The sequence below is a fragment of the Nocardia glycosmidis genome (assembly GCF_052545115.1).
In genome coordinates this window covers 278,901-302,746 of sequence record NZ_JBQWRH010000005.1, presented here as the reverse complement: position 1 = coordinate 302,746, position 23,846 = coordinate 278,901, and the positions used below count along the sequence as shown (strand labels likewise).

The following is a 23,846-nucleotide window of genomic DNA, read 5'->3' as shown; positions in this document are numbered from 1 at the left end:
GTTTATCGACAGGCCGCGCGAGGCGTTACACGCGCCGGCGGACGTGATCGAACCCAGGCGGGAGAATCGCAGGAAACGACCCCGCCGCAAGACTTCGCATACGAGGAGATGGATGGCATGCAGCTGGGAATGATCGGCCTGGGCCGAATGGGCGCCAACATCGTGCGCCGGATCGTCGCGGACGGGCACACTGCCGTCGGGTACGAACGTCACCCCCAGCACGTCGACGAACTGCGCGCCGAGCTCGGGGACACCTTCCAGGGCAGCACCGACCTCGCGGAGTTCGTGCGCATACTCCAGCGCCCGCGCGTGGTCTGGGTGATGATCCCAGCGGGCGCGACCAGCGCGGTGATCGACCAGGTGGCCGAACTGCTCGAGCCCGGCGACATCGTCATCGACGGCGGCAACAGCCGCTACCACGAGGACCTCGAGCGCGCCGAGCGGCTGCGACCCAAAGGCATCCACTACCTGGATATCGGCACCTCAGGTGGGGTATTCGGCCGGTCCCGCGGCTACTGCCTGATGATCGGCGGCGAGGCGGAGCAGGTGAAGTACCTCGACCCACTGCTGAAATCCATCGCGCCAGGCCTGGCGGCCGCCGAGCGGACGCCGGGACGCACCGGGGAGCCCTCGACGGCCGAACTCGGCTATCTGCACTGTGGACCGGCGGGCGCGGGCCACTTCGTGAAAATGGTGCACAACGGCATCGAGTACGGGGCGATGGCGGCTTACGCCGAAGGGTTGAACGTCCTGGCCAAGGCCAACTACGGCGCCGAGCACGCGGGCGGGTTCTCCGCGGAGGAGACGCCGCTGGAACACCCCGAGTACTACCGCTACGACCTCGACGTGCCCGAGATCACAGAAGTATGGCGCCGGGGGTCGGTGGTCGCCTCCTGGTTGCTGGATCTCACGGCAGCCGCGCTGTACGCGGACCCGAACCTGGACTCCTACAGCGGTCGGGTATCCGATTCCGGCGAAGGCCGGTGGACGGTCGATGCCGCGATCGACACCGGCGTGCCCGTGCCCGTGCTGGCCTCGGCCCTGTTCGCGCGATTCTCCTCGCGAGGAGAATCGCTATACGCGGACAAGGTGCTCTCGGCGATGCGGAAAGCCTTCGGCGGGCATCTCGAACTGCCCGGTCAGTAGCCCACAAACCCCATCGGTGGCACGACACTAGCCGGGAGGGTCGGCCCATGCATCGATGCCTCATGATCAAGCGGCCACAATTCCGCCAGTTTCTCGTTCACCGGGGCCGCCATGCCCAGCCTCACGTGACGCGCCGCTGGATATCGTCGGCAACGAGGACTTTCTTCACCTACCGGACTCTGTCTTGTTGACACGCTTGGCGCTGGTGAGTTTTTTGCTCGACTTCTTGGTCGAGTAAATGCGACCCGATCCGGTCCGAGTCGGGCTGATCCGACCCGATCCGGCTGCCTTGATAGTGATGTGACTACCCGCCATGGCGACAATTTGCCTTTCCGAAGCGGGCACTGGGCGTATCTTGGCGAGCGGGGTCGCAGCTGCGGGCCCTTCGATGAAGCGCTCTGCGATGAGCGACGCCAGAACGGCGAGCGGATCGACATCGGTCCGACCCGACACTGCGCTTTCGATGACTTCTCGCAGCCATGCTCCGTAGAGACCGCTTCGCCGGCCAGGTCGATGAGAACGGCCGCCGGCTGGTGGTGCGTAAAGGGTTTCACGCCGAGCGGGAGGTGCTGACCGCCGCCGGTGCGGTCACGGTGAAAGCACCGCGGGTCAATGACAGGCGCACCGATATGGAAACGGGTGAGCGGCAACATTTTTCCTCGGCGATCCTGCCGGCATGGGCGCGCAAGTCCACGAAGATGACCGAGGTGCTGCAGGTGATCTTTCACGAACCGCAGGATCACCTCCGGGTCTGGCCGAGCTCCGACGCGAAATACGCACTCGCATAGTGCAATACCGCATTGAGCCGCTCTAGCTCGGCCACCCGCTTACTGCTTGTTCTCCTCGACCATGTCGGTCGTCGGCCGATCGCTCCGCTCGCCAGCGTCGGCCTCCGCCTGGCGAATTCAGTTCCACAACGTCTCATGATCACACCCAGCTACTGGGCCACCTTCCGAGTCGTCGGCTTGGGATCCGACTCCCGCTACAGCCTGACGGCCCGAGCCCTCAGCTTCTCGGGATACTTCTTCGGTGCAGGCACCGATGAACTCCTTCTGGTCCTATCGGACCACGGATTGGAGCTCTCCGTGAAAACGGAAGAACCTCACCGCGACCCATACACGCCACAGGATGTGTTGGCCGATAACCTCCGATATCGGGCAACCATCGCTAGGATCGGGCGACCTGCCGGACCCAGTTCCGGCGCGGAGCGTTCGATTCCTGGTTATCGGCAACTCAGGAGACGGTGGCGGGGATCGATTCGCTCCGAAGACGTCGCCGAAGAGGAGCGGTCCTGTGCTAGACAAGGAGCCACAGCGGCTTGAAATGGGAAAATTCCTGCGGAGTCGCCGTGAGCGGATTGATCCATCTACGGTAGGTCTACCTGCCGGTCGACGGCGCCGCACTGCCGGACTGCGTCGGGAGGACGTCGCTATTCTGGCTGGTCTGAGCCCGACCTGGTACACCTACATCGAGCAGGGGCGTGACATCAACCCATCGTCCGAGGTGCTCGACAGCCTCGCCCAAGTGCTACAACTCAGCGAGGGCGAACGCAGCTATCTGCACCTACTTTCCTGTGGGCGGCTACCGCCCCCGAGTCCGGTAGTGCGCCAACCATCTCACGAGAAGCTTCTGTGGGAGATTGTCTGGGCATTCGATTCTCGCTGTCCGGTCTATGCCGTGACCTGCAGTGCTGACGTATTGGCCTGGAACGATGCGGCCGAAAAATGCTACACCAACTTCGCGAAGCTTCCTGATCAGCAGCGCAACATCGCCTGGTGGATGTTCACAGAACCGGAAGCACGCGAGCGTTTCGTGGACTGGGAGGGAGCTGCCCGCAACCTGGTGGGGCGATTGCGTACCATGGCGGCGAAGGGTCTCGACAATGAACGGCTGACGTACCTGGTCAACGAATTGTCCGACCTCAGTCCCGAATTCAGGGCGTGGTGGTCTGAATATCCGGTCAGCAGTCACGATCCCGATATCGTGCGGTTCCGTCATTCAGTGTTGGGCGTGCAGGCCAGGCGGCTGGTCGCGGTTTCGCCGAATGTGATGGGTAACGAAGTTGTGGTTTTGCATTTACCCACTAGCGACGGTGCGGGCGCCCTGCGATTCCCCTCTTATCGTGGAAGCCGGACCATAGGGTAAGGGCCTGATGGCGGAGTAAGTTCGATCCGGAGTTCGGTGAGGGTGCGGTACGGGAGACCGGGCGGCCGATCGCGCAGGCCGCAGGACGCCATGATGGAAGGGGTCATCTTACCAGTCAGCGTGTTGAGATCTTGAAGCAAGTTTTTTTGCTGGCGTTTGGCACCCGTTGTGGGACAATCACGTTCGCCAGTCGCGGGACCACCGACAGCAGATGATCCACTGAGAGAACATGTTCCTGATCCGCTGCGCAAACCGATCATTGCGACGACTGTCGGCCGCCCGGTATTGTTGAATGCCGCGTGAAGGGGCAACGTGAAGCCATCACAGGGAAAGGTCTAGTAACTTGGTATAGACCGGTCAGAACGCCAGTTCCTGGTGAGTCGACGGCTCCACTTCCACTTCCTCTGCCTGCTCAGCAGACCCAGCCGAGGTGAGGACGAGCAGTGGGCTTCCTGCCCGACTATCCTCAGTACCACTACGAAAGCTGCCTGACTATACGGCAGTTTCGGCGCCTGTTGCCATGGCGGCGTAGAGGCCGCCGGGGGCTGCGATGAGCGTGTTGTGGTCCCCGATCTCGGCGATGCCGCCGTTGCTCAAGACGACGATGGTGTCCGCCCGTCGGATGGTGGACAGCCGATGCGTGACGGTGATGGTGGTGATGCCGGCGTGCACGAGATTGTTGGCGATGGTGGTTTCGGTGATGGTGTCCAGGGCGCTGGTGGCTTCATCGAGGATGAGGATGGCAGGCTGGCCAGCGAGGGCTCGGGCAAGGGCGAGGCGTTGGCGCTGACCGCCGGAAAGCGTCGAGCCGTTTTCGGAGATGATGGTCTCGTAGCCCATAGGCATCGTGGCGATGTCACGTTCGAGGTCGGCAAGCTGGGCGGCGCGACGGACCTCGGCGAATGACAGGTCGGGATTGCCGAAGGCGATGTTTCGGCGGATGGTGCCGTTGAAGACAACGACCTCCTGAGGAACGACGCCACACTGGCGGCGGACAGTTCCCAGGTCCAAGTCGCGCAGGTCGTGCCCGTCGAGCAGGACCCGGCCCTCGCTGGGTGGGTAGAAGCCGAGGATCATTTTGACCAGAGTGGATTTGCCGCTGCCAGAGGGGCCGACGAATGCGACCCGGGCTCCGGCGGGAATGGTGAGGGTGATGTGTCGCAGGGCCCACGAGCTTGCGCCGGGGTGACGTAGACCAACGTTGTGCAGGTCGATATGGCCGGTCAGGGTGGGGGCGGGTCGGCACGTTGCCGGAGCCTGTTCGACCGTGGTGGTCAAGATGGTGGCCAGCCGGCGCAGGTGGCCCTGTACGCCCTGAAGCTGTTGGACGGTGACCGCAAGCCGGGTCAGTGGCTGAGAGAGGTTCGCGGCGAGCGCGACGAGGCCGATCATGGCGCCGACGGAGTAAGTACCGGAGAGGGCCTGCCATCCGGCAAGTAGGGGCAGTACGAGGGTGGATGCGTCGGCGACGGCGGTGGCGGCGACCGATAGCACAGCGGTGAGCCGGGCCCGTCGCATGCCGGTGGTGAGCTGGCGTTCGTACAGGGAATGCCAGCGACTGAACGCCCACGCTTCGCTACCAGCGGCCTTGACTGAGTCGATGCCGCGCAGCGCCTCGGCCGCAAAGCCACTGGTCTTCCCGCCCTCGGCGAGCTCGGTAACGGTAAGCTGGGTGATCCGACGGGCAGGTATGACGACGAGCAGGATCTGCACAACCCCGAACCCGGCCGCGGCCAGCCCAAACGCCGGGGATGCTGCGAACAGCACCGCTGCGTAGACGACGACAAGGATGCCGTCGAGCGCCCCGCTCAACGTGTTCTGTGTGAGCACCATCCGCATCTGGCTGTTTGCCGCCAGCCTGCTCTGCAGGTCACCGACGGAGTGTCTCTCGAAAAAACTGTAGGGCAGCCGGAGCAGATGGTCGAAAAATGAGGTGGACAGGGTGCGGTCGACCTCATTTTGTATGTCGACCAGCAGCAGGCCACGCACCAGGCTCACTAGTGAGCGGCAGAGGAGGACCAGCCCCACGCCGACCGCGATGACCTGTAAGGTGACGCGCTGCCCGGTCGGCACGACTTGGTCGACAATAATCGTGATCACCCACGGCCCGATCACCCCGAGGCCGATAAGCAGCAGAGACGCCAGCACGACCTTGGTGATCAGGGGGCCGATACCGGGCGCGCGCAGCACCCGCTTTGCCATGATCCAACCGGGGCTAGCCGGGCGAGCCCCGCCGGGGCGGAATTCCGGCCCCGGGGCCATGGGCAGGGCCACACCGGTGAAGTTCTCGTCCAGCTCCTGCCTCTCGACGAAGATTCGGCCACGAGCCGGGTCCACGATCACTGCGTCTGCGCCGCGGAACCGTTCCAGCACGACGAAATGGTTGAATCCCCAGAACAGGATTGCCGGCCGGCCTATCTGGGCGAGGTCGTCAAGCTGCTCCACCCGGCACGGAGTGACCCGCAGGCCATAGCTGCGGGCAGCGGTCGCGACCGACAATGCGCTCGCCCCGTCCCGGCCAACGAAACATAGTTTCGCGCACTCCTCGACCGTGGCCCGGCGGCCGAAATAGCCCAACACCATGGCCAGGCAGGCCGCCCCGCACTCGGTCATCGTATCGGAGATCAACACCGGCACCTGACGCCGTGGCCGGATCCGCACCGACCGGTGCCGCGTACTCTCGTCGCTCACACCCTTCACCCATCGTTCGATTTCTCATTTGTGACGGCTGGTGCTGTCCACGCCACCACCGCCCACCGACAGCTACGAGCCGGCCATCCGACCGGCGGACTCGACAAGCTGCATCAGTGACCGTTCGCCCACATAGCCCTTGGCGGTCAGCACCACGGTCCCGCCACCGGCACCGGCACCGACGCCACGGCCGGCCGACATTGAAACACCGGCGCTCTGCGCAAACATGCCGCGCGCCGGTAGGTCCGCCGCCTCGGCTAGCGCCGGGTATACGGCCACCAGCTGCGACGCGGTCAGCACCGCCCCGTCACCTGACACTGTGACCCCAACCATGCCTGTGCGGCCAGCGGCGGGCACCTGCACTGTCGTCCCCCGGCGCACCGACTCTTTCGCGCTCTCCGGAAACACGGCCACGACCTCGTCCGGCCGTGCACCGTCAGCCAGATCAACCAGCAGTACCGGCACTCTGGCGATAACCGGCACCTTGACCAGTACGGAAAACACACCCAGCATCGCCAGGCAAACCAGACACGCCGCGACGATCACCGGCCACCACCGCTTCGGAAGCGCGCCGTCGGGCGCGCGTGCGGCGAGGGCAGGATCGCCGCCCCACGACTCGTAATACGCAAGCGCCGACTGCCGGAACAGCCAATGATTCAACTGCTCGAAAACCGATGAGCCGCCTGGCGCGGGCCCTAGCGCATCAGGACCGTCTGTCACCGCGAATCCCTTCTTTTGCACAAGTGCCTTGATTCCGTCAAATAGACCCGCGATTGTTGCATGCGATAGCTGGACGCGTTACCAGCGAAATTGTGATCGATGGATAAATGTCGAACCGAACAAGTAATCAGCCTCAACTGCGGCACGCGCCGGGCTTCATATCTGACGCAGTCTGCAACGACGAGACTACGGCTTCGCCCGGGCGGCTGTAAGAGGCGAGTATTCTCCTTTTACAGCCGCCCGGGCGCCACGGCCTCGGTGCTGTGGTCTACCGAGCGCCTCGAATTAACACCAGGGTCCCCCATGGGGTTTCCCGTCGCACCCGTCAATGGGCCCGCCGCCACCGCGGATTGCGGCCAGCTCGTTGTCGGTGAGAACTCGCACCGATGCGGGTGCCGCCGCCGAGGTGTCCACCTGGGTGTACTCCTGGATGCCCTCGTCACGCATTGCGTTTCTCCTTCGTTCTTGTCTCCGCCGACTAGCGAAGAACCAATACGCATTTGAATATGGCACGACGCACAAGTCCGCGGAAGACAGCACTTATGCGGCATTCCCGGAATCTGCATCCGCAATACCTTCAGTGGGGAATGCCGCAGTGTCCAACCTGGTACTACTGCTACCGGCATCGGCAGCGGCCGGTTGACCCGCCCTCGAGGTCTACAGTTCGCCGTCAACGACCATCAATTTGCCAATCGCAGCAAGAAAGGCCTCCGCGGGTCCGGAATTTGTAGTCCCCGCCGTATGCCTCCACCCAGGGAGGTTCGGGATCTACCATCGTGGCGGTAGGAAACCGGCAGGTAAGCGAAAGGCGTGGTGAACGCACGGTGAGCAAGAAACCGAATGGTAAGACGAATCCGCTCGCGGCGGCGGAGCGCGCCGACCGCAACCGCAAGATTCTCATCCAGGCGGGTGTGGCCGCCATGCTGATCGGGCTCATCGCGGCGATCGGCATCGGTATCGCGGTGAAAAACGCCGACAAGAACGATCTGGGCCCCACCCCGTCCATCGCCGCCACGGCGAGCGGGCTACCCAACGGCGCCACCGCGACCGTCACCGACAACGGTGCGGTCCGGATCGGCAAGCCCGATGCCAAGGTGACCGTCCGCGTCGTCGCCGACCTGCAGTGCCCGGCCTGCAAGGCGTTCGAGGCCGCCAATGCCCAGGCCATCAAGAATGCCGTCGACAACGGCACCGCCATCGTCGAGTACAATATCATCTCGTTCCTGAACGAGGCCTCCACCACGAAGTACTCCTCACGCGCGGCCAATGCGGCGTACTGCGTCGCCGAGGCGGATCCGTCGAAGTACGTGGGCTGGTTGGTCACCATGTACGAGCAGCAGCCCGGCGAGGGCAGTGCGGGTCTGACCGATGACCAGCTGATCGATATCGCGAAGAGCGCCGGCGTGCCGGATTCGGTCGGGCAGTGCATCAAGGACAACAACTACAACGAGTACATCGGGGCCAAGACCGAGGATGTGCAGAACAGCGGAGTCCAGACGACACCGACGATCTTCGTCAATGGCACCCAGGTGAAAAACCAGGACATCGGCTTGCCGAACGGTCAGTTCAAGTCCGACGCGATGGCAGCGGTCATCGCGGCCGCGGCGGCCAAGTGAACAACACCGTCGCTCGCCTGGGTGCTGCTGGTCGGTGGGCTCGCCTCGGTCACGCTGACCATCGAGCGGTTCAAGTTGTTCATCGATCCGAACTACCGGCCCTCGTGCAGCATCAACCCGATCCTGTCCTGTGGCAGTGTGATGACCACCGAACGGGCCGCCGTATTCGGCTTTCCCAATCCGATCATCGGCATCGTCGGCTTCTCGGTGGTGGTCAACCTCGCGGTGCTCGCTGTCGCCAACGTGCGTTTTCCGCGCAGGGTATTCCGCGCCAGTCTCGCGTTGGATGATGCTCCAGCGGTGAAGTTGAAGGCCAGGAGGCGTGGTGGGGTTGTCGGTCGTGCGGGATCTGCGCGAGATGCGTGCGCCAGCGGGCCCGGAGGAGATCGAGCGGTTCGAGACCGACCTGCTCGCAGGGTTTGTCCTCGCCCGTTGCGCGGCGGGCTTGTCCGACAACATGATTCGCTCGGACGTCAGCTACCGTCCACAGCAATGGAAGCTTCGACGGGTGAACACACCACGGCACGGATCGACTGTGTGACGATCGACTCGCAGGACCCGACTCGACTCGCCGACTTCTGGGGACGACTGCTCGGCTATGTTCGCTTGGAGAACTTCACCGCCTCGATACGCATTGGTCCACCCGATTGCCGTGGGCCGGTGTTGCTATTCGCCCACCACGAGCCGCTCCCGGTGTCGAAGAATCGACTGCACTTCGACCATGCCTGAGACTGCGTCACAAAACGCCGAACCGCCCGCCGACCGCCGGCATGCGCAAGATTTGCTGAAACCGCATGCACCATACGCGCCAGCGTGCCCCGCAAAACTCACCACCCAACAGCGGCTCAGGCAACAGGTTGTGGTCGCACGATGCAGCCGTACATGGACTACGGATTCATGGCCTTGCTGCGCGCGGATTGAGTGGGCTGCGTGATCGCGGCATCCAGCGACCAGCGGCCGGGTCCGGCCCACAGCAGGAAGATCAGTCCGAGCAGCATCGCGAAATCGGTGCGGGCGTCGTGGGCCATGCCCCAGAAACCCTGCACGCCTTGGAAACCGCCGGGGCGCAGCTCACGCAGCTTGGTCAGCGCGATCGCCAGACTGATATCGATCAGCAGCGGCACCGCCGCCAACCGGGTTAGCAGACCGACGATAATCAAGGCACCGCAGGCGATTTCGACAACGCCGTCGAGATTGGCGAAAAACGTCGCCGCCGGTATCCCGATCTTGTCGAAGCGGCCTGGCCCCAGCTTGTCCGGGTACAGGAACTTCTGGATCCCCTCGCTGAGGAACACCAGGCCCACCGCCACCCGGATGCAGATCACCGACGCCGGGCCGTCCGCGCCGAGCATCCGCGGCCACGACCACCGTCGCGTTTCCACCATCGGCACTCGTCTCCCAGATATCGTCGCCCGATACGGCAACCGAGCGTACCGGCGAGTGCGCCGGTAGGGGGTCGTCTCCGCACCGCTTCGCTCGGACATCCGACCGGTATACGTACGACAGCGCGATCAGCACACATGGCTGGGCGAATGGACGGATTTCGGTACAACGGCGAAGCCGCACTTCTCGTGGCCGCGGCTTCGAGCCGCTTGCGCAGGCCGCGGCACGCGCGCGCAACTGGTGGGACCTTGCGGACGCAGGGCCGGGTTCGCTGCGCTCAGCTCGAAAAGAGGGTAGCCGGAGCGGAATTCCGGTCCGGCTACCCTCGCGTGGGCGACCGCCGTCAGCGCTCCAGGATGGCGACCACGCCCTGGCCGCCCGCGGCGCAGATAGAGATCAGCGTGCGGCCGGAACCCTGTTGCGCCAACTGCTTCGCGGCGGCGGCGACGATGCGGCCGCCGGTGGCGGCGAACGGGTGACCCGCGGCGAGCGACGAGCCGTTGACGTTGAGTTTGCTGCGGTCGATCGAGCCGAGGGCACCGTCGAGGCCGAGGCGCTCCTTGCAGTAGGCGTCGGACTCCCAGGCGGCCAGGGTGGCCAGCACCACCGAGGCGAAGGCTTCGTGGATCTCGTAGTAGTCGAAGTCCTGCAGGGTCAGGCCGTTGCGGGCGAGTAGGCGCGGAACCGCGTAGGTGGGCGCCATCAGCAGGCCGTCGGGGCCGTGGATGTAGTCGACGGCGGCGACCTCGCTGTCGACCAGGTGCGCCAGCAGCGGCAGCTTGCGCTCGGCGGCCCATTCCTCGCTGGACAGCAGCACCGCGGAGGCGCCGTCGGTCAGCGGGGTGGAGTTGCCCGCGGTCATGGTCGCCCCGCCCGCCTTGACACCGAAGACCGGCTTCAGCGTGGCCAGCTTCTCGATCGAGGAGTTCGGCCGCAGATTGTCGTCCCGGGTCAGACCCAGGAACGGCGTGATCAGGTCGTCGAAGAAACCGCGGTCGTAGGCGGCCGCCATATTCTTGTGCGACAGGTAGGCCAGCTCGTCCTGCGCCTCGCGCGGGATGCCGAACTCCTTGGCGGTGATGGCGGCGTGCTCACCCATCGACAACCCGGTGCGCGGCTCTGCGTTGCGGGGGATCTCGATGCCGAGCATGCTCGGTCGCAGCTGGCTGACCAGCTTCACGCGGTCCATGGTGGTCTTGGCGCGGTTGGCGTCGAGCATCCACTCGCGCAGGCTTTCGCTGACGCCGATCGGGGCGTCGGAGGTGGTGTCGACGCCGCCGCCGACCCCTGCCTCGATGCGACCCGCGGCGATCGCGTCGCCGACGGTGACGATCGCCTGGAGGCCGGTGCCGCACGCCAACTGCAGATCGTGCGCGGGGGTGTAGGGGCTGAGTTTGCTGCCGAGCACGCTTTCCCGGATCAGGCTGTGCTCGCCGACGCGCTTGAGCACTGCGCCGCCGGCGACCATGCCCAGCCGTTCGCCCTGCAGGCCGAAACGGCTGACCAGTCCATCCAGCGCGGCGGTGAACATGTCCTGGTTGGATGCGTGTGCGTACGCCTTGTCCGAGCGGGCGAACGGAATCCGGTTGCCGCCCACGATCGCGACCGGGCGGGTGGCTCTGCCGGTCGGGGCGGTGCTCTTGGACGAACTGACTGTGCTGGTCACTCGAGTCTCCAAGGTCTCGTGGATGGGTGTCCCGGCGGCCCGGTTCAGCGTGGCGGCTTCCACGCGGATCGGCGCACGTCGCGGTTGTTTACAACAAACTTACTCTGGAGTAAGTTTGTTGTCGACACATACCCCGCAATAGTGCGCTAGCAGGCCACGCCGGGGCGACCTCCAATCCGAGAGAAAGAACTCAGAAAAGGTGGGAATAGTGGCAGCCAGCAAGAGCAGAGCCAGCAAGAGCAAGGGTGCTCCCAATCTCTACGGATCGTTCGTCCACTCCGCTCCCGGCGCGTTCCTGGCCGGCAAGCTCGGTCTGCCGCGGCCGGAGATCCTGCGCCGCTACGTCAAGGGGCAGTCGCCGCTGCCGGGTCCGGTGCTGATCGGCGGCAAGGGCCGCCTCGCCGAGCCGGTTCGCGCACTGCTGTCGGACTACACCTTCGCCGACGCGCTCAGCGCCGAAACCAAGTACGGCGCACTGGTTTTCGATGCCACCGGCATCGGCACCATCGAAGATCTCACTCAGCTGTTCGAGTTCTTCCAGCCCGCCATGCGCAGTATCGCTCCGTCCGGGCGCGTCGTGGTCATCGCGACCACGCCCGAGTTGGCCGCCGGCGTGGAAGAGCAGATCGCGCAGCGCGCGCTGGAGGGCTTCACCCGCTCGCTGGCCAAGGAATTGCGGCGCGGCGCGACTGCCCAGCTGGTGTACCTGCATCCGGAGGCTCCGGCGGCCGCGACCGGCCTCGAATCGACGCTGCGCTTCCTGCTCTCGGCCAAGTCGGCGTTCGTCGACGGCCAGGTCATTCGCGTCGGCAAGGACGACGCCACCGCCCCCGCCGACTGGGACCGCCCGCTGGCGGGCAAGGTCGCCGTGGTCACCGGCGCGGCGCGCGGGATCGGCGCGACCATCGCCGAGGTATTCGCCCGCGATGGCGCCCAGGTGATCGTGGCCGACATCCCGGCGGCGGGCGAGGCGCTGTCGCGGACCGCGAACAAGGTCGGCGGCACCGCACTCGCGCTCGACGTGACCGCTCCCGACGCCGCCGAGAAACTGGCCGAATTCGCCACCCAGCGCTTCGGCGGCATCGACATCATCGTGCACAATGCCGGCATCACCCGCGACAAGCTGCTGGCGAACATGGACGAGGGGCGCTGGAACGCGGTGCTCACCGTGAATCTCGCTGCACCGCACCGCATTACCGAAGGCCTGGTGGCCCGTGGCGCGCTGAAAGCGGGCGGTCGCGTGATCGACGTGTCCTCGATCGCGGGCATCGCGGGCAACCGCGGACAGACCAACTACGGCGCGTCCAAGGCGGGCGTCATCGGCATGGTCGCGGCCGAGGCGCCGAAGCTGGCCGAGCAGAACATCACCATCAACGCCGTCGCGCCCGGTTTCATCGAGACCGCGATGACCGCGGCCATCCCACTGGCCACGCGTGAGGCGGGCCGGCTGATGAGTTCGTTGCAGCAGGGCGGCCGGACCGTCGACGTCGCCGAGACCATCGCCTACTTCGCGAGCCCGGCCTCGAACGCGGTGACCGGCAACGTCGTTCGGGTCTGCGGGCAGAGCCTGATCGGCGCATGATGGCCCACGGCGCAGCGGCGGGGGAACAGACCCAGGTGATCGCGCTCACCGAACTGCCGAACAACAACCGCCTGTTCGCCGAAGCGGCGCTCGGCGCGGTGCCACTGCTGGCGGCGCGCAAGCCGACCCTGCCGGACCGGATCGTTCGACTCGACGGTCTGCGGGTCGACCCGGATCACCTGGCCGCCTATTGCCGGGCGACCGGTCTGCGATTCGGTGACGCGTTGCCGCTGACCTACCCGTTCATCCTCACCTTCCCGCTTGCCATGCAATTGGTCGTGGCACGGGACTTCCCATTCGTCGCGGTGGGCGCGGTGCACGCACAGAATGTCATCGAACGCACGCGCGACATCTCGGTGAGCGAGCCGCTGGACATCAGCACGCACATCGAGAATCTGCGCGAGCATCCGAAGGGTCTGCTCGTCGACGCGATCAGCGAGGTGCGGGTGGGGCGTGAGCTGGTGTGGCGCCAGGTCACCACGTTCCTGCACCTGCAGCGCACCTCGCTGTCGGGCGAGGCGAAGGAGGAGCCGAAGCCGGACGAGGTGCCGCCCCCGCCGCTGCGCACATTGCGGGCGGACCAGAAGACGATCACCCGGTACGCGGCCGCGTCCGGAGACCACAATCCGATTCACACGTCCGCCTTGGGCGCCAAGGTATTCGGATTCCCGAGGTCGATCGCGCACGGCATGTGGTCGGCGGCGACGATCCTCGGCTCGGTCGAGGGCCGCGTTCCGGAGCAGACCACGTATTCGGTCAAGTTCGGCAAGCCGATTCTGCTGCCCGCCACCGTGAACGTGTATGCCGACCAGGTCGTAGGCGGGTGGGATCTGGCGCTGCGCCACCCGACGAAGGGGTATCCGTACCTGACCGCGTCCCTTCGCTGAGCGATCCGCCAGCCGCATCCCGGTTTTCGCGAATCAGGATGCGGCATTGCGCATTTCAGCGGTTCCAGCGCGACGGTCTGCTATCGGGCAGCCCGTGCGGGCCGTGGAGTTAGGGCGGAACCGGGCGGACAGCAAGCAGTTGGCCGCCGCGATTGCGGTGACGGCGTCCCTGGTCAGCAGTCGCAGCCGCAGTCACAATCGCAGCAGCCGCAGTCACCGCAATCGCAGCAGCCACAATCGCAGTTGCCACAATCACAGCAATCATCACATTCGCAATTCTTGATCCAGGCGTCTTTACGTTCACCGGTGCAGGGCTGGGTGTGATCGGCGCAGCATGCGTACCCGGTGCAGTAGGCGCCCAGGATGAGCGCGAGGGATTCACCCAGGCCGGGGCGGCGGGTGGGCGGACGGTGACCGGTTCCGCGTACATGGGCGCGGACGTCGGCATGCGGCAGTCGGTCGGTTTCCCGCGATACCGCGCAGGTGTGTGCGACAAGAGCCCCGACGCCGGTGCCGAGCCCGCGCAGCACCGAGGTCAGTGGGTCCAGCAGCATCCAGCGCACGGTCGGCACCCGGCTCAGTTCGGCTGCGGCGACGGCCGCGCGCAGGCTCGAATTCGATTGCCGCAGTAGGTCGTAGGCCTCGGGCATCGTGGTTCCGGTAGCGGCTAGCGGGTTGAACCGGCCCCTGGCGGAGTCGTCCTCATAATCGGCCACCGCGTCGGCCAGGTGTGCGATTCTGCCGAATTGCCAACCCGCCTCGCGCAATGCCTCTATATTGTCCGGGCGGTCGGCCAGCACGGCCGTGTGGGCGAAGAATTCCGCCGCGCAGAGCTGGGTGGGCGCGGTCAGCCGGTCGAGTGGGTCGGCGGATGGCGCCATTGCCGAGCGCCAATACGGTGACGCGGCAAGCGAGTCGGGCACGAACCCGCTCGGGCGCGCCACGGGCATGGTCGAACTGCTCACGGCTACAAGCTCTTTCGCGTCGCGTTCCAGTCGCACCTGAGCCTCGAGGGCAGCGACGAGTGGTTCGACCTCGAAACCGATTCGCTCCGCGCTCGCGCGCGCCTGCGCCGCCCACTGCGTGGCGGCCTTCGCCAGCGGCCTGCGAGCGAACGGGCCGACCTCGCCGTCGTCCACGTGGTCCCGAATCTTGGCCGCCGCCAAGAGCAACGAGGCGGTGGTAGCCAGCTGCACGCCGGGTGAGTCCGCAGTGGCCACCGACGCACGCCGCATTCCACGCAGCGGGCACGGCGCCGCCGTGGTGCGCGCCGCGGAACCGGACTGCGCCTCGGTGAGCATGTTCAGCACCAGTGCGTCCTTGTTGGTGGTGGCGCGGGCGAGCTGTCCGTGCCCATCCCGCAGCCCGAGACACAACCCGCACAGGTGCGCGCGCCACGCGTCCGCATCGATTCCGTACTTCTGAGCGCCGTGCGCACACGGCCTGAGCAACCCGAACACTTCCGCCCCGTTTCTCCCGGCTCGATGGATGGAGCCGGTCCGCATTAGTCGAACTCAGGCACTTTGGCAGGAGGGCGGCGCGGAAGCAACCGGGCTGGGCGAAACCCGGGCTAATCGGTCTTCTTACGGCCTGCCAGACCGCGCCACGCGAGGTCGTCCAGGAGGTTGACGGCTTCGGCGACCTCGATCCGTCCGCTGGCCAACCGGTCGGCAATCGCCTCGCCCGCGCCGATCACGGCGACCGCGACGACATCGAAGTTCGTTCCCGGCTCGGCGTGCTTGGCGCTGGACTCCAGCAGCTTGGCGGTCAATTCGATGACGCGCTCGCGCGCGTTCTCGATCTCCGACGCGAACGTCTGCTGGCCGATGGCCTGCCGGTAGAGCACCTGCCAGGAGCGGCGATTGCGGTCGACGAAACCGAGGAACCCCTCCAGTGCGGTACGGACCTGCTCATGCGGTGACAACAACGGGTTGCCCGCCGGGGCCACGGATTCGATGAAGCGCAACCCCTCGCGCTGGATGCAGGCGCGGAACAGTTCGTCCTTGGAGCCGTAGTACAGGTACAGCATCGGCTTCGAGATCTTGGCCTCGGCGGCGATCGCGTCCATCGACGTGTCGTGGAAGCCTTTGCGCGAGAAGATCTCCACCGCGGCATCGAGCATTTGCTGCTCGCGTACTGCCCGCGGAAGCCTCTTCGTTCCGCCCGCCATCCACACTCCTACCACCGGTGAAACTCACATCTTACTCCAAGGTAAGTTCCGGCGGTCCGATTTGCTCGCGATGCGCCCGGCTCGCCCGCGCCTCAGCAGTGCGGCAACGCACCCTTGAAAGCGGCCAGCCGCAGCACCGACGCGTCCACCTGCGCCATCGGCAGGCGCCCGGCCGCGACCGCCTGCTCCAACCGGTCGAGCACCTGCCCCACCGCGTCGGTGGTGATCCACAGGGCGCTGTCGGCCCCGGCGACCAGCGCGGCCTCAACCGCGTCCTCAATCGACATCCGGCTGGTGATGGCTGCCATTCCACCCAGATCGTCGGTGAAGATCGGTCCCTGGAACGGCGCGGCGCCGTAGCCACGGCCCTCGCGCAGCAGCGCCATCGCCTCGGGACTGATGCTGGCCGGCACATTCGGGGTGGTCAGGCCGGGCACGTCCAGGTGGCCGACCATGACGCCGGCACCGGAATCGATCAGCTGCCGGAACGGCACCAGGTCCACGGTCTGCAGCTGCGCCAGCGGCGGGGTACGCACCGCGCCGGTGTGCGAGTCACCGGAGCCGGATCCGTGACCGGGGAAGTGCTTCATCACCGTTCCGACGCCGACTTCCCGCATGGCCCGGATGTAGGCGTCCGCGTACCGGGTGACCACAGCGGGGTCATCGGAGAAGGAGCGGTCACCGATGACCGAGTCGTCGGGTTGGGAGCTGACGTCGACATCAGGGGCGAAGTCCACCGTCACGCCGAGGTCCTTCAGTGCGCGTCCCCTGGTCAGCGTCGCGCTGTAGAACTGCTCAGGGGTCATGGTCTGCGCCGTCACCCGCGCGGACGGCGCCGCCCCGATCAGGTCGCGAACCCGCGAGACCCGGCCGCCCTCCTCATCGATGGTCACTATCAGTGGCACCTTGGCCGCCTGCTTGACCTCAGCGATCTCGCCTGACGCGAGCAGCGCCTGCTCGGTCCAGCCGCCCACGAAGATGCCGCCGATCTGTTCGTTGCGCACCACGTTCGTCGCGTCGGCCGCCCCGGTAACGCCAACCGTCAGCAACTGGGCCAGTTTCTGGCGGGTGCTGAACTGCGCGAGGTATCCGGCAGCGCAATCCGGTGGCGCCTGCGACGTGACCGGAACCGCGACACTCGTGGCATTCGGTGCGGTGGTGGTCGCGGTGCCCGGTGGCGCCGACTGGGAGGAACCGCTGCTGGAGCAGGCGGTCGCGATGGTGGCGAGAACGGCGAGGACGAGCAGAGGCGTCTTCCGCATAGGGATCAACCGTACTCGCCGCGGCGTGGACGACCACAACCGCTCGATCCGAATCTCGCCGGCAGCGCCTGCGACGATCGGCTCCAACCGCGGCGCTGGTGCGTTCGTACAGGTCAGAACGGTGTCCAGACGCGGATTACGGGAGGCCGAGCGGGGTAGTCTCGGGGTGTCACCGTGCGTGGCGTCTCAGGAGGTCACCGTGCCCTGCGATCTGATGCTCATCGCCTACGACGGCTCCGAGAACGCGAAGCGGGCCATCGAATACGCCGGGCGGTTCCTCAACGCGAATCGAGCCGTCGTGCTGACCGCGTGGGAGCCGATGGTGCGTCAGGCCGCCCGCCTGGCCGGACTGTCGGGTGTCATGCAACCGGAATGGCTGCCCGACGACGAGATCGAGGACATCGCCTACGCCGACGCCCGAGCCATCAATGCCGAGGGACTGCTGCTGGCCGAGCTGGCCGGCCTGAACGCCGAGGCGCGCACCGCCGAATGCGGCACGACCATCTGGAACGCCATCGTCGACTGTGCCGACGAGCTCGACGTAGACATCATCGTCGCGGGCACTCGCGGCGCCACCGGTATCCGCGCGCTGCTGCACAGCAGCGTCGCCGACGCCGTTCTCAAGCATTGCCACCGCCCCGTCCTGCTCGTCCCGCCCGGCAAGAATCCCTGACCCGCCACTGGTGAGATTTGGATCGCTCGACAGCGATCGGACCGAATGGCGGGGATTAGGTTGGGTGCCATGGATGGGTTCCTGCTTGCTCGGGCCGACGGGGTTGTTCGGGGGTACGGGAGCCGAGCCGTCTTCGATGACGCGCGGCAGGCGGCGGCGGCGCTACGTAATGGCAGCGCCGAACTGGTCGTGGGTGCGCTGCCCTTCGATCCGCGCAGGCCCGCCGCCTTGACCGTGCCCGAGCGGGCCGAGCACACGGCAGGACCGTGGCGGCCCGCTGCGCTGCCGGATCTGCCCGCGGTCCGGGTGGTGGCCGAAATACCCAGCTCAGCAGAACATGTTGCGCGCGTGACGAAACTGGTCGAGCAGCTCAACGATCCCGCGCAGTCGCTGCGCAAGGTCGTCGCGGCGCGGTCGGTGCTGGCGGAGGCGGAATACCCGCTCGACCCGGAACTGGTCGCGGGACATCTGCTGACCAGACATCCGCACGCGAACGTGTTCGCCGTCGACCTGACGCCCGCGGGGCGCGCCGGGGCGACGCTGGTCGGGGCCACACCGGAAGTGCTGATCGCCCGGGAGGGCGACACCGTGACGCTGCGGCCGCTGGCGGGCACCCTGCCGCGGCTGCCCGAGCCGCAGGCCGACGCCGCGCAGGCCCGAGAACTGCTGGCCAGCACCAAGAACCGCGCGGAGCACGCGTTCGTGATCGACTGGATCAGGGAGCGCCTCGCCCCGATCTGCGCCGAGCTGTCCATTCCGGACAGCCCGGAACTGATCAGCACGCATGAGGTGTGGCACCTGGCGACGCCGATCACCGGACGCCTGCGTGACACCACGATCACCGCGCTCGACCTGGCTTTGCTGCTGCACCCGACGCCCGCGGTCTGCGGCACGCCGACCGCGCTCGCCCTGGACACCATCACGCACCTCGAGGAAGACCGCGGGTTCTACGGCGGAGCCGTCGGCTGGTGCGACGCGCACGGCGACGGCAGCTGGCTGGTCGCGATCCGCAGCGCGGAGCTCTCCGCGGATGGTCGCACGCTGCACGCGTACGCGGGCGGCGGCATCGTCGCGGCGTCCGACCCGCAGGCGGAGCTGGCGGAGACCACCGCGAAGCTGCGCACCCTGCTCGGCGCGCTGCACTGCGCCCTACCCGCACACTGATCGCCGTGATCGCGGTCGGCTGTGCGCGGCGGTCACTGCTGGTCCAGCGTTCTCGGTGCCGATCCAGTGGACACGTCGTCGGGGATTGCGCGGCCTGAGCACAGAGGAACACCGGACGCCCTGCTAGGTTGGCCAGAACGTGCCCGCCTCGACGTATTGGAGTGCCGCGATGAAGTTTGCTGTCCCTGGTGTCGCGAGTGCGGTCGCGGGCGCTGTGCTGGGCGTCATCGGTGTGCTGCTCATCACCATGGCCGTGCAGCAGAACACGCGACCCGAGATCGATCGCAGCGGCGACAAAGACTCCTCGCTGCTGAACAACGTTGAGTACGGCAGCCGCTGACCCGCTGACCTCCCCCGCACCGGCCGACTCGCGTGGATCCTCCGCGGCGCCCGGGCAGCAGAGCACCGCGCCGCTCGGTAGAGGCTGGTTCGCCGCGACGGTCGTCGCGGCCTTCCTGCTGACTTTCACGCAGGCGCCCGGACGCACGGTCGCCGACACGAAATACGACCTGGCCCAGAATCCGCTCGGCTTCCTGGCACGCGCGAGCCATCTGTGGAGTAGCCAGGCACCCATGGGCCAGGTGCAGAACCAGGCCTACGGATACTTCTTTCCGCACGGCGCGTTCTTCTCGCTGGGCCAGGTGCTGGGCGTGCCCGCCTGGGCGACCCAGCGGATCTGGTGGGCGTTGCTGCTGCTGGCCGGATTCTGGGGAATCGTCCGGCTGTGCGAGACGCTCGGCATCGGCACGCGCGGGTCGCGCGTGGTCGCGGCGATCGCGTTCACGTTGGCACCGCGAGTGCTGACCACGCTCGGCTCGATCTCCTCGGAGACACTGCCGATGATGCTGGCCCCGTGGGTACTGCTCGCACCAGCCGCCCTCGGCATCGCACCGCGGGAAAGGCGGCGCAGCGCCGCCACATCGCCCGCCGGCAGCGCGTTTGCCCTGGCCCTGATGGGTTCGGTCAATGCGGTGGCGACCGTGGCCGCGTTCCTGCCCGCGCTGCTGTGGTGGGGCTGCTACCGACCGAACCGGCGCTGGTGGCGCTTCACCGTCGTGTGGATTCCCCTGCTCGTCCTCGCGACATTCTGGTGGGCGGTGCCGCTGCTGCTGCTCGGCAAGGTGAGTCCGCCGTTCCTGGACTACATCGAATCCTCGGGCGTGACCACGCAGTGGGCCTCGCTCGGCGAGGTGCTGCGCGGTACCGACAGCTGGACGCCGTTCGTCTCGCCGGAACGCATCGCGGGTGCGGTGCTGGTGACCCAGCCGGCGGCGGTACTGGCGACCGGCCTGGTCGCGGCGGCCGGCATGGCGGGCCTGGCCCTGCGGTCCATGCCGTATCGAGGCAGGCTCGCACTGATTCTGTGCGTCGGGCTGGTCGGCATCTGCGCGGGTTTCGTAGGCGAACTGAGCGGGCCGTTCGCCGAGTCGGTGCGCGTCTTCCTGGATTCCGGCGGCGCTGCGCTGCGCAACGTGCACAAGCTGGAGCCGCTGATCCGCCTGCCGCTCGCGCTCGGGCTGGCTCAGCTGCTGGCTCGGGTGCCACTGCCGGCGTCGGTGCCGATGCCGGTCTGGCGCGGCGCGTTCGCCCATCCGGAGCGCAATCGGGCGGTCGCGGTCGCGGCGCTGATTCTGACCGCGCTGGCCCTGTCCACGTCGCTGGCCTGGACCGGCAAACTCGCGCCGCGCGGCGCCTACGACCGAGTGCCCGCGTACTGGCAGCAGACCGCGGACTGGCTGCGGCACAATGCCGCCGACACCCGCGCCTTGGTGGTGCCCGGCGCCCCGTTCGGCAGCCAGATCTGGGGGCTGACCCGCGACGAACCACTCCAAGCGCTGGCCGAGACGCCCTGGGCCATTCGCGACGCGGTCCCGCTCAACCCGCCTGGCACCATCCGAGCGATGGATTCGGTGCAGCGGCTGATCGCGGACGGCAGGCCCTCGACCGGGCTGGCGCCGACACTCGCCGCACAGGGCATCGGCATCGTGGTGCTGCGCAACGACCTGGACCCGGAAACGTCGCGCTCGACCCGGCCGATGCTGGCCCACCAAGCACTCGACGGCTCGCCGGGGCTGCGTAAGGTCGCCGAGTTCGGCGCGCCGATCGAATCGCTCGTGATTGCCGACGGCCTGGTAGCCGACGGCGATCTGCGCCCGCCGTACCCCGCGATCGAGATATACCGGGTGGACACCCGGGGTACGGGAACGCCCGCCGAGGTGCGCGGCGGCACCGGCGCACCGGAAGCGTTCCCCGGCGCGTACACCGTCCCACTCGGCGACGTTCCGGTCGTGCAGGGCGGCCCGGAAGTACTCGAACGTTTGCACCGCGACAATGCGGCCGGGACGCCCACACTGCTGGCCGCCGACGCGATTCGAGCCGGTCTGCCGATCGTCCCGGTGACGGTCACCGACACCCCGATGGATCGCGAAGCCGATTTCGGCCGGGTGGACAACCATAATTCGGCGCTGCGCGCTCCCGACGACGCGCGCCGTACGCACAACCTGGTCTCCGACTACCCGGTGCCCGGCGCCGAGCTGGTGCGCGGCGAATGGTCGGGTGCGACGATCACCGCGTCCAGTTCGGCCGCGGACGCCACCCAGCTCGGCGGCGCGGCACCGGGAAGTTCGACCGCCGCCGCCGTCGACGGCGATCCCGCCACCGCGTGGATCAGCAACGGCACCGAACGCGCGCTCGGCCAGTGGCTTCGGCTCGACCTCGATCGGCCGGTCAAGGCCGGGCAGCTGAACCTGACCACCAGCTCGGCCGCGATCGGCGACCCGGTCAAGTGGATCGAGGTGCGCACCGCCAACGGCACCGTCTCGGTCCGGGTGACCGAACCCGGTGCGCCGGTTTCGGTTTCGCTGCCCGCGGGTACGACCGACTGGCTGACCATCACCGCCATTCGCACCGAAGGGGGTTCCAGCGGAGGGCAATTCGGCATCAGCGAGCTCGCCCTGACCGACTACTCCGAACGTGACGCGCCGGTCCGCGTCGACATCCGTCATCGGACGGTGTTGCCGCCACCCCCGGTGGGCACGCCGGTGCGCGGGTGGGATCTGGGCCAGGAATTCCCCGGTCGCAGCGCCTGTTTCGACGCGCCTGACCGGGTGCGGTGCAGCAAGGGCCTGGCGTTGGCGCCGGAGGAACCGGGAACGTTCCAGCGCACACTCGTCGCCCCGGAGGCGATGACGGTCCGTCCGGATCTGACCGTCCGGACCAGGCAGGGGCCCGCACTGGAAGCGCTGCTGACTGATCGCGACCGCCCGGTGGCCAGAGGCAAGGCCGACGTGGGCGACCTGCGCGGGGCCGCCTTCGCCGCGACCGATGGCGATCCGCGCACGAGCTGGACCGCGCCGGAGGACTCGGTCCGCGATCCGACCGCAGGCAGGCCGACACTGACGCTCGAGCTGCCCGAACCCGCGCTGGTGACCGGTTTGGCGCTGACCCCATCGCTCGGCGGCCTGCCCGCGGCGCCGACGTCCGTGACGGTGAATCTCGGCGATGGCCCGCAGGTGCGGGAGCTGGACGAAACCGAGCCGGGCCGGCCGGTGCGCATCGATGTGCATCCCACTGTGACCGACCGGATCGAGCTCAGTATGCGCACCTGGCGACCGGTGCTGGATCAGACCGCGCTCGGATTCGCGCAGACCCAACCGCCGGGTCTGGCGGAGGTGACGGTGCTCGGACCGGATTACCCCGAGCCGGCGCCGCTGGACCGCGAGCTCACCGTCCCGTGCGGCTCGGGTCCGACGATCGAGGTCGGCGGCCGGGTCCTGCCCACCACCGTCACCGCCACGGTCGGCGAATTGCGTTCCGGCGCACCGGTTTCCGCTCGTATCTGCACCGAATCAGACCAGTCGCCGGGCGAGTTCGCACTGCCACAGGGCCGGGTCGACGTATCGGCCGGGCCGACGGATCTGTTCGTCGTGGACCGTTTGCGCTTGGACCGCGTCGGGACAAACGCATCCACAGCACCCCGGTCGGATGCGGGAACACGGCTGCTGGTGCTGCCCCTGAGCACCAACGTCGGCTGGCAGGCAACCACCGCGGCGGGGCGGGTCCTCGAACCGGTCGTGGTCGACGGCTGGAAGCAAGCCTGGCTGCTGCCCGCTGACGCCACCGGCCCGATCACCATCTCGTTCCCGGTCGACCGCTGGTACCGCCTCGGCATCTTCGGCGGCCTGCTGTTGCTCGTGCCGCTCGCCGCGCTCGCCATCCCGCGTCGCGACCGCAAAACCGAGAACGGCGGCGCCCAGCAAGCCAGCTCTGATTCGAAAAATACTGCTGCACAACAGATTTCGCACGAAAAATCGGCGCCGAGCGCTTGGGGCAGGAGATGGATGGGCGCGGTCGGGTTGACCGGCGCGACCACGATCATCGCGGGCCCGCTAGGCGCCGCCGCTACCATCCTCGCCTTGGCCGCAACGCATTTCAGGCCGCGCGTGGCTCCCAAAGCACTCGTCGTGACCGCGGGAGTGGGCACCGTGCTGTCCGCCGCCGCGCTGTCCACCGGCCCGTGGCGCTCGCCCGACGGATATATGGGCGGGTCGCTGCTGGTGCAACTGCCGGCGCTGCTCGCGATCATCGCAGTCGGGGTCGCGGCACTGCCCACGCGCGGAGAAGATCAGCAACGCACGGGGCGGTCAACCGGCTCCGGGGACGACACCGCCCGCCGACCGACCTGCTGACGACTACCGCAACACACTGCGCCACCACCTGCTGGACATGCACCGGCAACTGG

General features: G+C 67.2%; 19 protein-coding genes and 2 pseudogenes. 13 read left to right on the top strand and 8 right to left on the bottom strand.

Annotated features, from left to right (window positions below; all coding sequences use genetic code 11):
• Positions 1–117: 117 nt before the first annotated feature.
• The 3 genes and pseudogenes from gnd to ACT86A_RS09135 all read left to right on the top strand — a co-directional run bounded on the left by gnd (position 118) and on the right by ACT86A_RS09135 (position 3,291).
• Complete coding sequence (gene gnd / locus ACT86A_RS09145; protein WP_508104360.1) at positions 118–1,146, top strand: phosphogluconate dehydrogenase (NAD(+)-dependent, decarboxylating); 1,029 nt, start codon at positions 118–120, stop codon at positions 1,144–1,146.
• Between the two features lie 491 nt (positions 1,147–1,637).
• Positions 1,638–1,871, top strand: a pseudogene (locus ACT86A_RS09140) (IS256 family transposase); the annotation flags it as partial.
• Positions 1,872–2,439: 568 nt separating this feature from the next.
• A complete protein-coding gene (locus ACT86A_RS09135) occupies positions 2,440–3,291 on the top strand; it encodes a helix-turn-helix transcriptional regulator (protein WP_445091565.1) in 852 nt (283 codons plus the stop codon).
• A gap of 492 nt (positions 3,292–3,783) precedes the next feature.
• Here ACT86A_RS09135 and ACT86A_RS09130 read toward each other — a convergent pair whose 3' ends face one another.
• The 3 genes from ACT86A_RS09130 to ACT86A_RS09120 form a co-directional block, all read right to left on the bottom strand.
• Positions 3,784–5,982, bottom strand: coding sequence for a peptidase domain-containing ABC transporter (locus ACT86A_RS09130; protein WP_445091564.1), 2,199 nt, complete (start codon positions 5,980–5,982; stop codon positions 3,784–3,786).
• A 72-nt stretch (positions 5,983–6,054) separates the two neighbouring features.
• Positions 6,055–6,528 carry a hypothetical protein gene (locus ACT86A_RS09125; protein ID WP_445091563.1) on the bottom strand — a complete coding sequence of 158 codons (474 nt, stop codon included), beginning with the start codon at positions 6,526–6,528 and terminating at the stop codon, positions 6,055–6,057.
• 459 nt (positions 6,529–6,987) lie between these two features.
• Entirely contained in the window at positions 6,988–7,149 is a 162-nt protein-coding gene (locus ACT86A_RS09120) for a hypothetical protein (RefSeq protein ID WP_445091562.1), read from the bottom strand.
• Positions 7,150–7,526: 377 nt separating this feature from the next.
• On the opposite strand from ACT86A_RS09120, the gene ACT86A_RS09115 reads away from it, so the two are divergent.
• The 4 genes and pseudogenes from ACT86A_RS09115 (at position 7,527) to ACT86A_RS09100 (ending at position 9,047) form a co-directional block, all read left to right on the top strand.
• On the top strand, positions 7,527–8,318 hold the full coding sequence (locus tag ACT86A_RS09115) for a DsbA family protein (protein ID WP_445091561.1): 792 nt from the start codon (positions 7,527–7,529) through the stop codon (positions 8,316–8,318).
• 21 nt (positions 8,319–8,339) lie between these two features.
• Positions 8,340–8,585: pseudogene (locus ACT86A_RS09110) on the top strand (vitamin K epoxide reductase family protein); the annotation flags it as partial.
• 58 nt (positions 8,586–8,643) lie between these two features.
• Positions 8,644–8,859, top strand: coding sequence for a hypothetical protein (locus ACT86A_RS09105; RefSeq protein WP_445091641.1), 216 nt, complete (start codon positions 8,644–8,646; stop codon positions 8,857–8,859).
• The gene (locus ACT86A_RS09100) at positions 8,856–9,047 is read left to right on the top strand and encodes a VOC family protein (RefSeq protein WP_445091638.1); all 192 of its coding nucleotides are present in this window, start codon (positions 8,856–8,858) and stop codon (positions 9,045–9,047) included. The genes ACT86A_RS09105 and ACT86A_RS09100 overlap by 4 nt, the downstream gene beginning before the upstream one ends.
• Positions 9,048–9,205: 158 nt before the next feature.
• On the opposite strand, the gene ACT86A_RS09095 is transcribed toward ACT86A_RS09100, so the two are convergent.
• Both ACT86A_RS09095 and ACT86A_RS09090 read right to left on the bottom strand, forming a co-directional pair.
• Positions 9,206–9,670 (bottom strand): DoxX family protein, encoded by a 465-nt coding sequence (locus tag ACT86A_RS09095; RefSeq protein WP_445091560.1) that lies wholly within the window; start codon positions 9,668–9,670, stop codon positions 9,206–9,208.
• 374 nt (positions 9,671–10,044) lie between these two features.
• Positions 10,045–11,367, bottom strand: coding sequence for an acetyl-CoA C-acetyltransferase (locus tag ACT86A_RS09090; protein ID WP_445091559.1), 1,323 nt, complete (start codon positions 11,365–11,367; stop codon positions 10,045–10,047).
• Between the two features lie 208 nt (positions 11,368–11,575).
• Between ACT86A_RS09090 and ACT86A_RS09085 the strand changes: the two genes are divergently transcribed.
• Both ACT86A_RS09085 and ACT86A_RS09080 read left to right on the top strand, forming a co-directional pair.
• On the top strand, positions 11,576–12,949 hold the full coding sequence (locus tag ACT86A_RS09085) for a 3-oxoacyl-ACP reductase (RefSeq protein ID WP_445091558.1): 1,374 nt from the start codon (positions 11,576–11,578) through the stop codon (positions 12,947–12,949).
• The gene (locus ACT86A_RS09080) at positions 12,949–13,836 is read left to right on the top strand and encodes a MaoC/PaaZ C-terminal domain-containing protein (RefSeq protein ID WP_445091557.1); all 888 of its coding nucleotides are present in this window, start codon (positions 12,949–12,951) and stop codon (positions 13,834–13,836) included. The genes ACT86A_RS09085 and ACT86A_RS09080 overlap by 1 nt, the downstream gene beginning before the upstream one ends.
• Positions 13,837–14,009: 173 nt before the next feature.
• Here ACT86A_RS09080 and ACT86A_RS09075 read toward each other — a convergent pair whose 3' ends face one another.
• From ACT86A_RS09075 to ACT86A_RS09065, 3 genes are all read right to left on the bottom strand, one after another.
• Entirely contained in the window at positions 14,010–15,296 is a 1,287-nt protein-coding gene (locus tag ACT86A_RS09075) for a DUF5685 family protein (protein ID WP_445091556.1), read from the bottom strand.
• Between the two features lie 110 nt (positions 15,297–15,406).
• Entirely contained in the window at positions 15,407–16,006 is a 600-nt protein-coding gene (locus ACT86A_RS09070; protein WP_445091555.1) for a TetR/AcrR family transcriptional regulator, read from the bottom strand.
• Between the two features lie 92 nt (positions 16,007–16,098).
• Positions 16,099–17,268 carry a glycoside hydrolase family 3 N-terminal domain-containing protein gene (locus tag ACT86A_RS09065; protein WP_445091554.1) on the bottom strand — a complete coding sequence of 390 codons (1,170 nt, stop codon included), beginning with the start codon at positions 17,266–17,268 and terminating at the stop codon, positions 16,099–16,101.
• Between the two features lie 199 nt (positions 17,269–17,467).
• Here ACT86A_RS09065 and ACT86A_RS09060 point away from each other — a divergent pair, with 199 nt between their 5' ends.
• The 4 genes from ACT86A_RS09060 (at position 17,468) to ACT86A_RS09045 (ending at position 23,793) form a co-directional block, all read left to right on the top strand.
• Positions 17,468–17,941, top strand: coding sequence for a universal stress protein (locus ACT86A_RS09060; protein ID WP_445091553.1), 474 nt, complete (start codon positions 17,468–17,470; stop codon positions 17,939–17,941).
• Positions 17,942–18,010: 69 nt separating this feature from the next.
• The gene (locus ACT86A_RS09055; RefSeq protein WP_445091552.1) at positions 18,011–19,105 is read left to right on the top strand and encodes an isochorismate synthase; all 1,095 of its coding nucleotides are present in this window, start codon (positions 18,011–18,013) and stop codon (positions 19,103–19,105) included.
• 169 nt (positions 19,106–19,274) lie between these two features.
• A complete protein-coding gene (locus ACT86A_RS09050) occupies positions 19,275–19,445 on the top strand; it encodes a DUF2613 domain-containing protein (protein WP_084496880.1) in 171 nt (56 codons plus the stop codon).
• Entirely contained in the window at positions 19,426–23,793 is a 4,368-nt protein-coding gene (locus tag ACT86A_RS09045) for an alpha-(1->3)-arabinofuranosyltransferase (protein WP_445091551.1), read from the top strand. The genes ACT86A_RS09050 and ACT86A_RS09045 overlap by 20 nt, the downstream gene beginning before the upstream one ends.
• Positions 23,794–23,846: the final 53 nt, after the last annotated feature.

Coding starts and splice junctions, on each gene's coding strand:
- gnd (WP_508104360.1), top strand. CDS start 118: ATGCAGCTGGGAATGATCGGCCTGGGCCGAATGGGCGCCAACATCGTG.
- ACT86A_RS09120 (WP_445091562.1), bottom strand. CDS start 7,149: ATGCGTGACGAGGGCATCCAGGAGTACACCCAGGTGGACACCTCGGCG.
- ACT86A_RS09095 (WP_445091560.1), bottom strand. CDS start 9,670: ATGCTCGGCGCGGACGGCCCGGCGTCGGTGATCTGCATCCGGGTGGCG.
- ACT86A_RS09080 (WP_445091557.1), top strand. CDS start 12,949: ATGGCCCACGGCGCAGCGGCGGGGGAACAGACCCAGGTGATCGCGCTC.
- ACT86A_RS09070 (WP_445091555.1), bottom strand. CDS start 16,006: ATGGCGGGCGGAACGAAGAGGCTTCCGCGGGCAGTACGCGAGCAGCAA.
- ACT86A_RS09065 (WP_445091554.1), bottom strand. CDS start 17,268: ATGCGGAAGACGCCTCTGCTCGTCCTCGCCGTTCTCGCCACCATCGCG.
- ACT86A_RS09055 (WP_445091552.1), top strand. CDS start 18,011: ATGGATGGGTTCCTGCTTGCTCGGGCCGACGGGGTTGTTCGGGGGTAC.
- ACT86A_RS09050 (WP_084496880.1), top strand. CDS start 19,275: ATGAAGTTTGCTGTCCCTGGTGTCGCGAGTGCGGTCGCGGGCGCTGTG.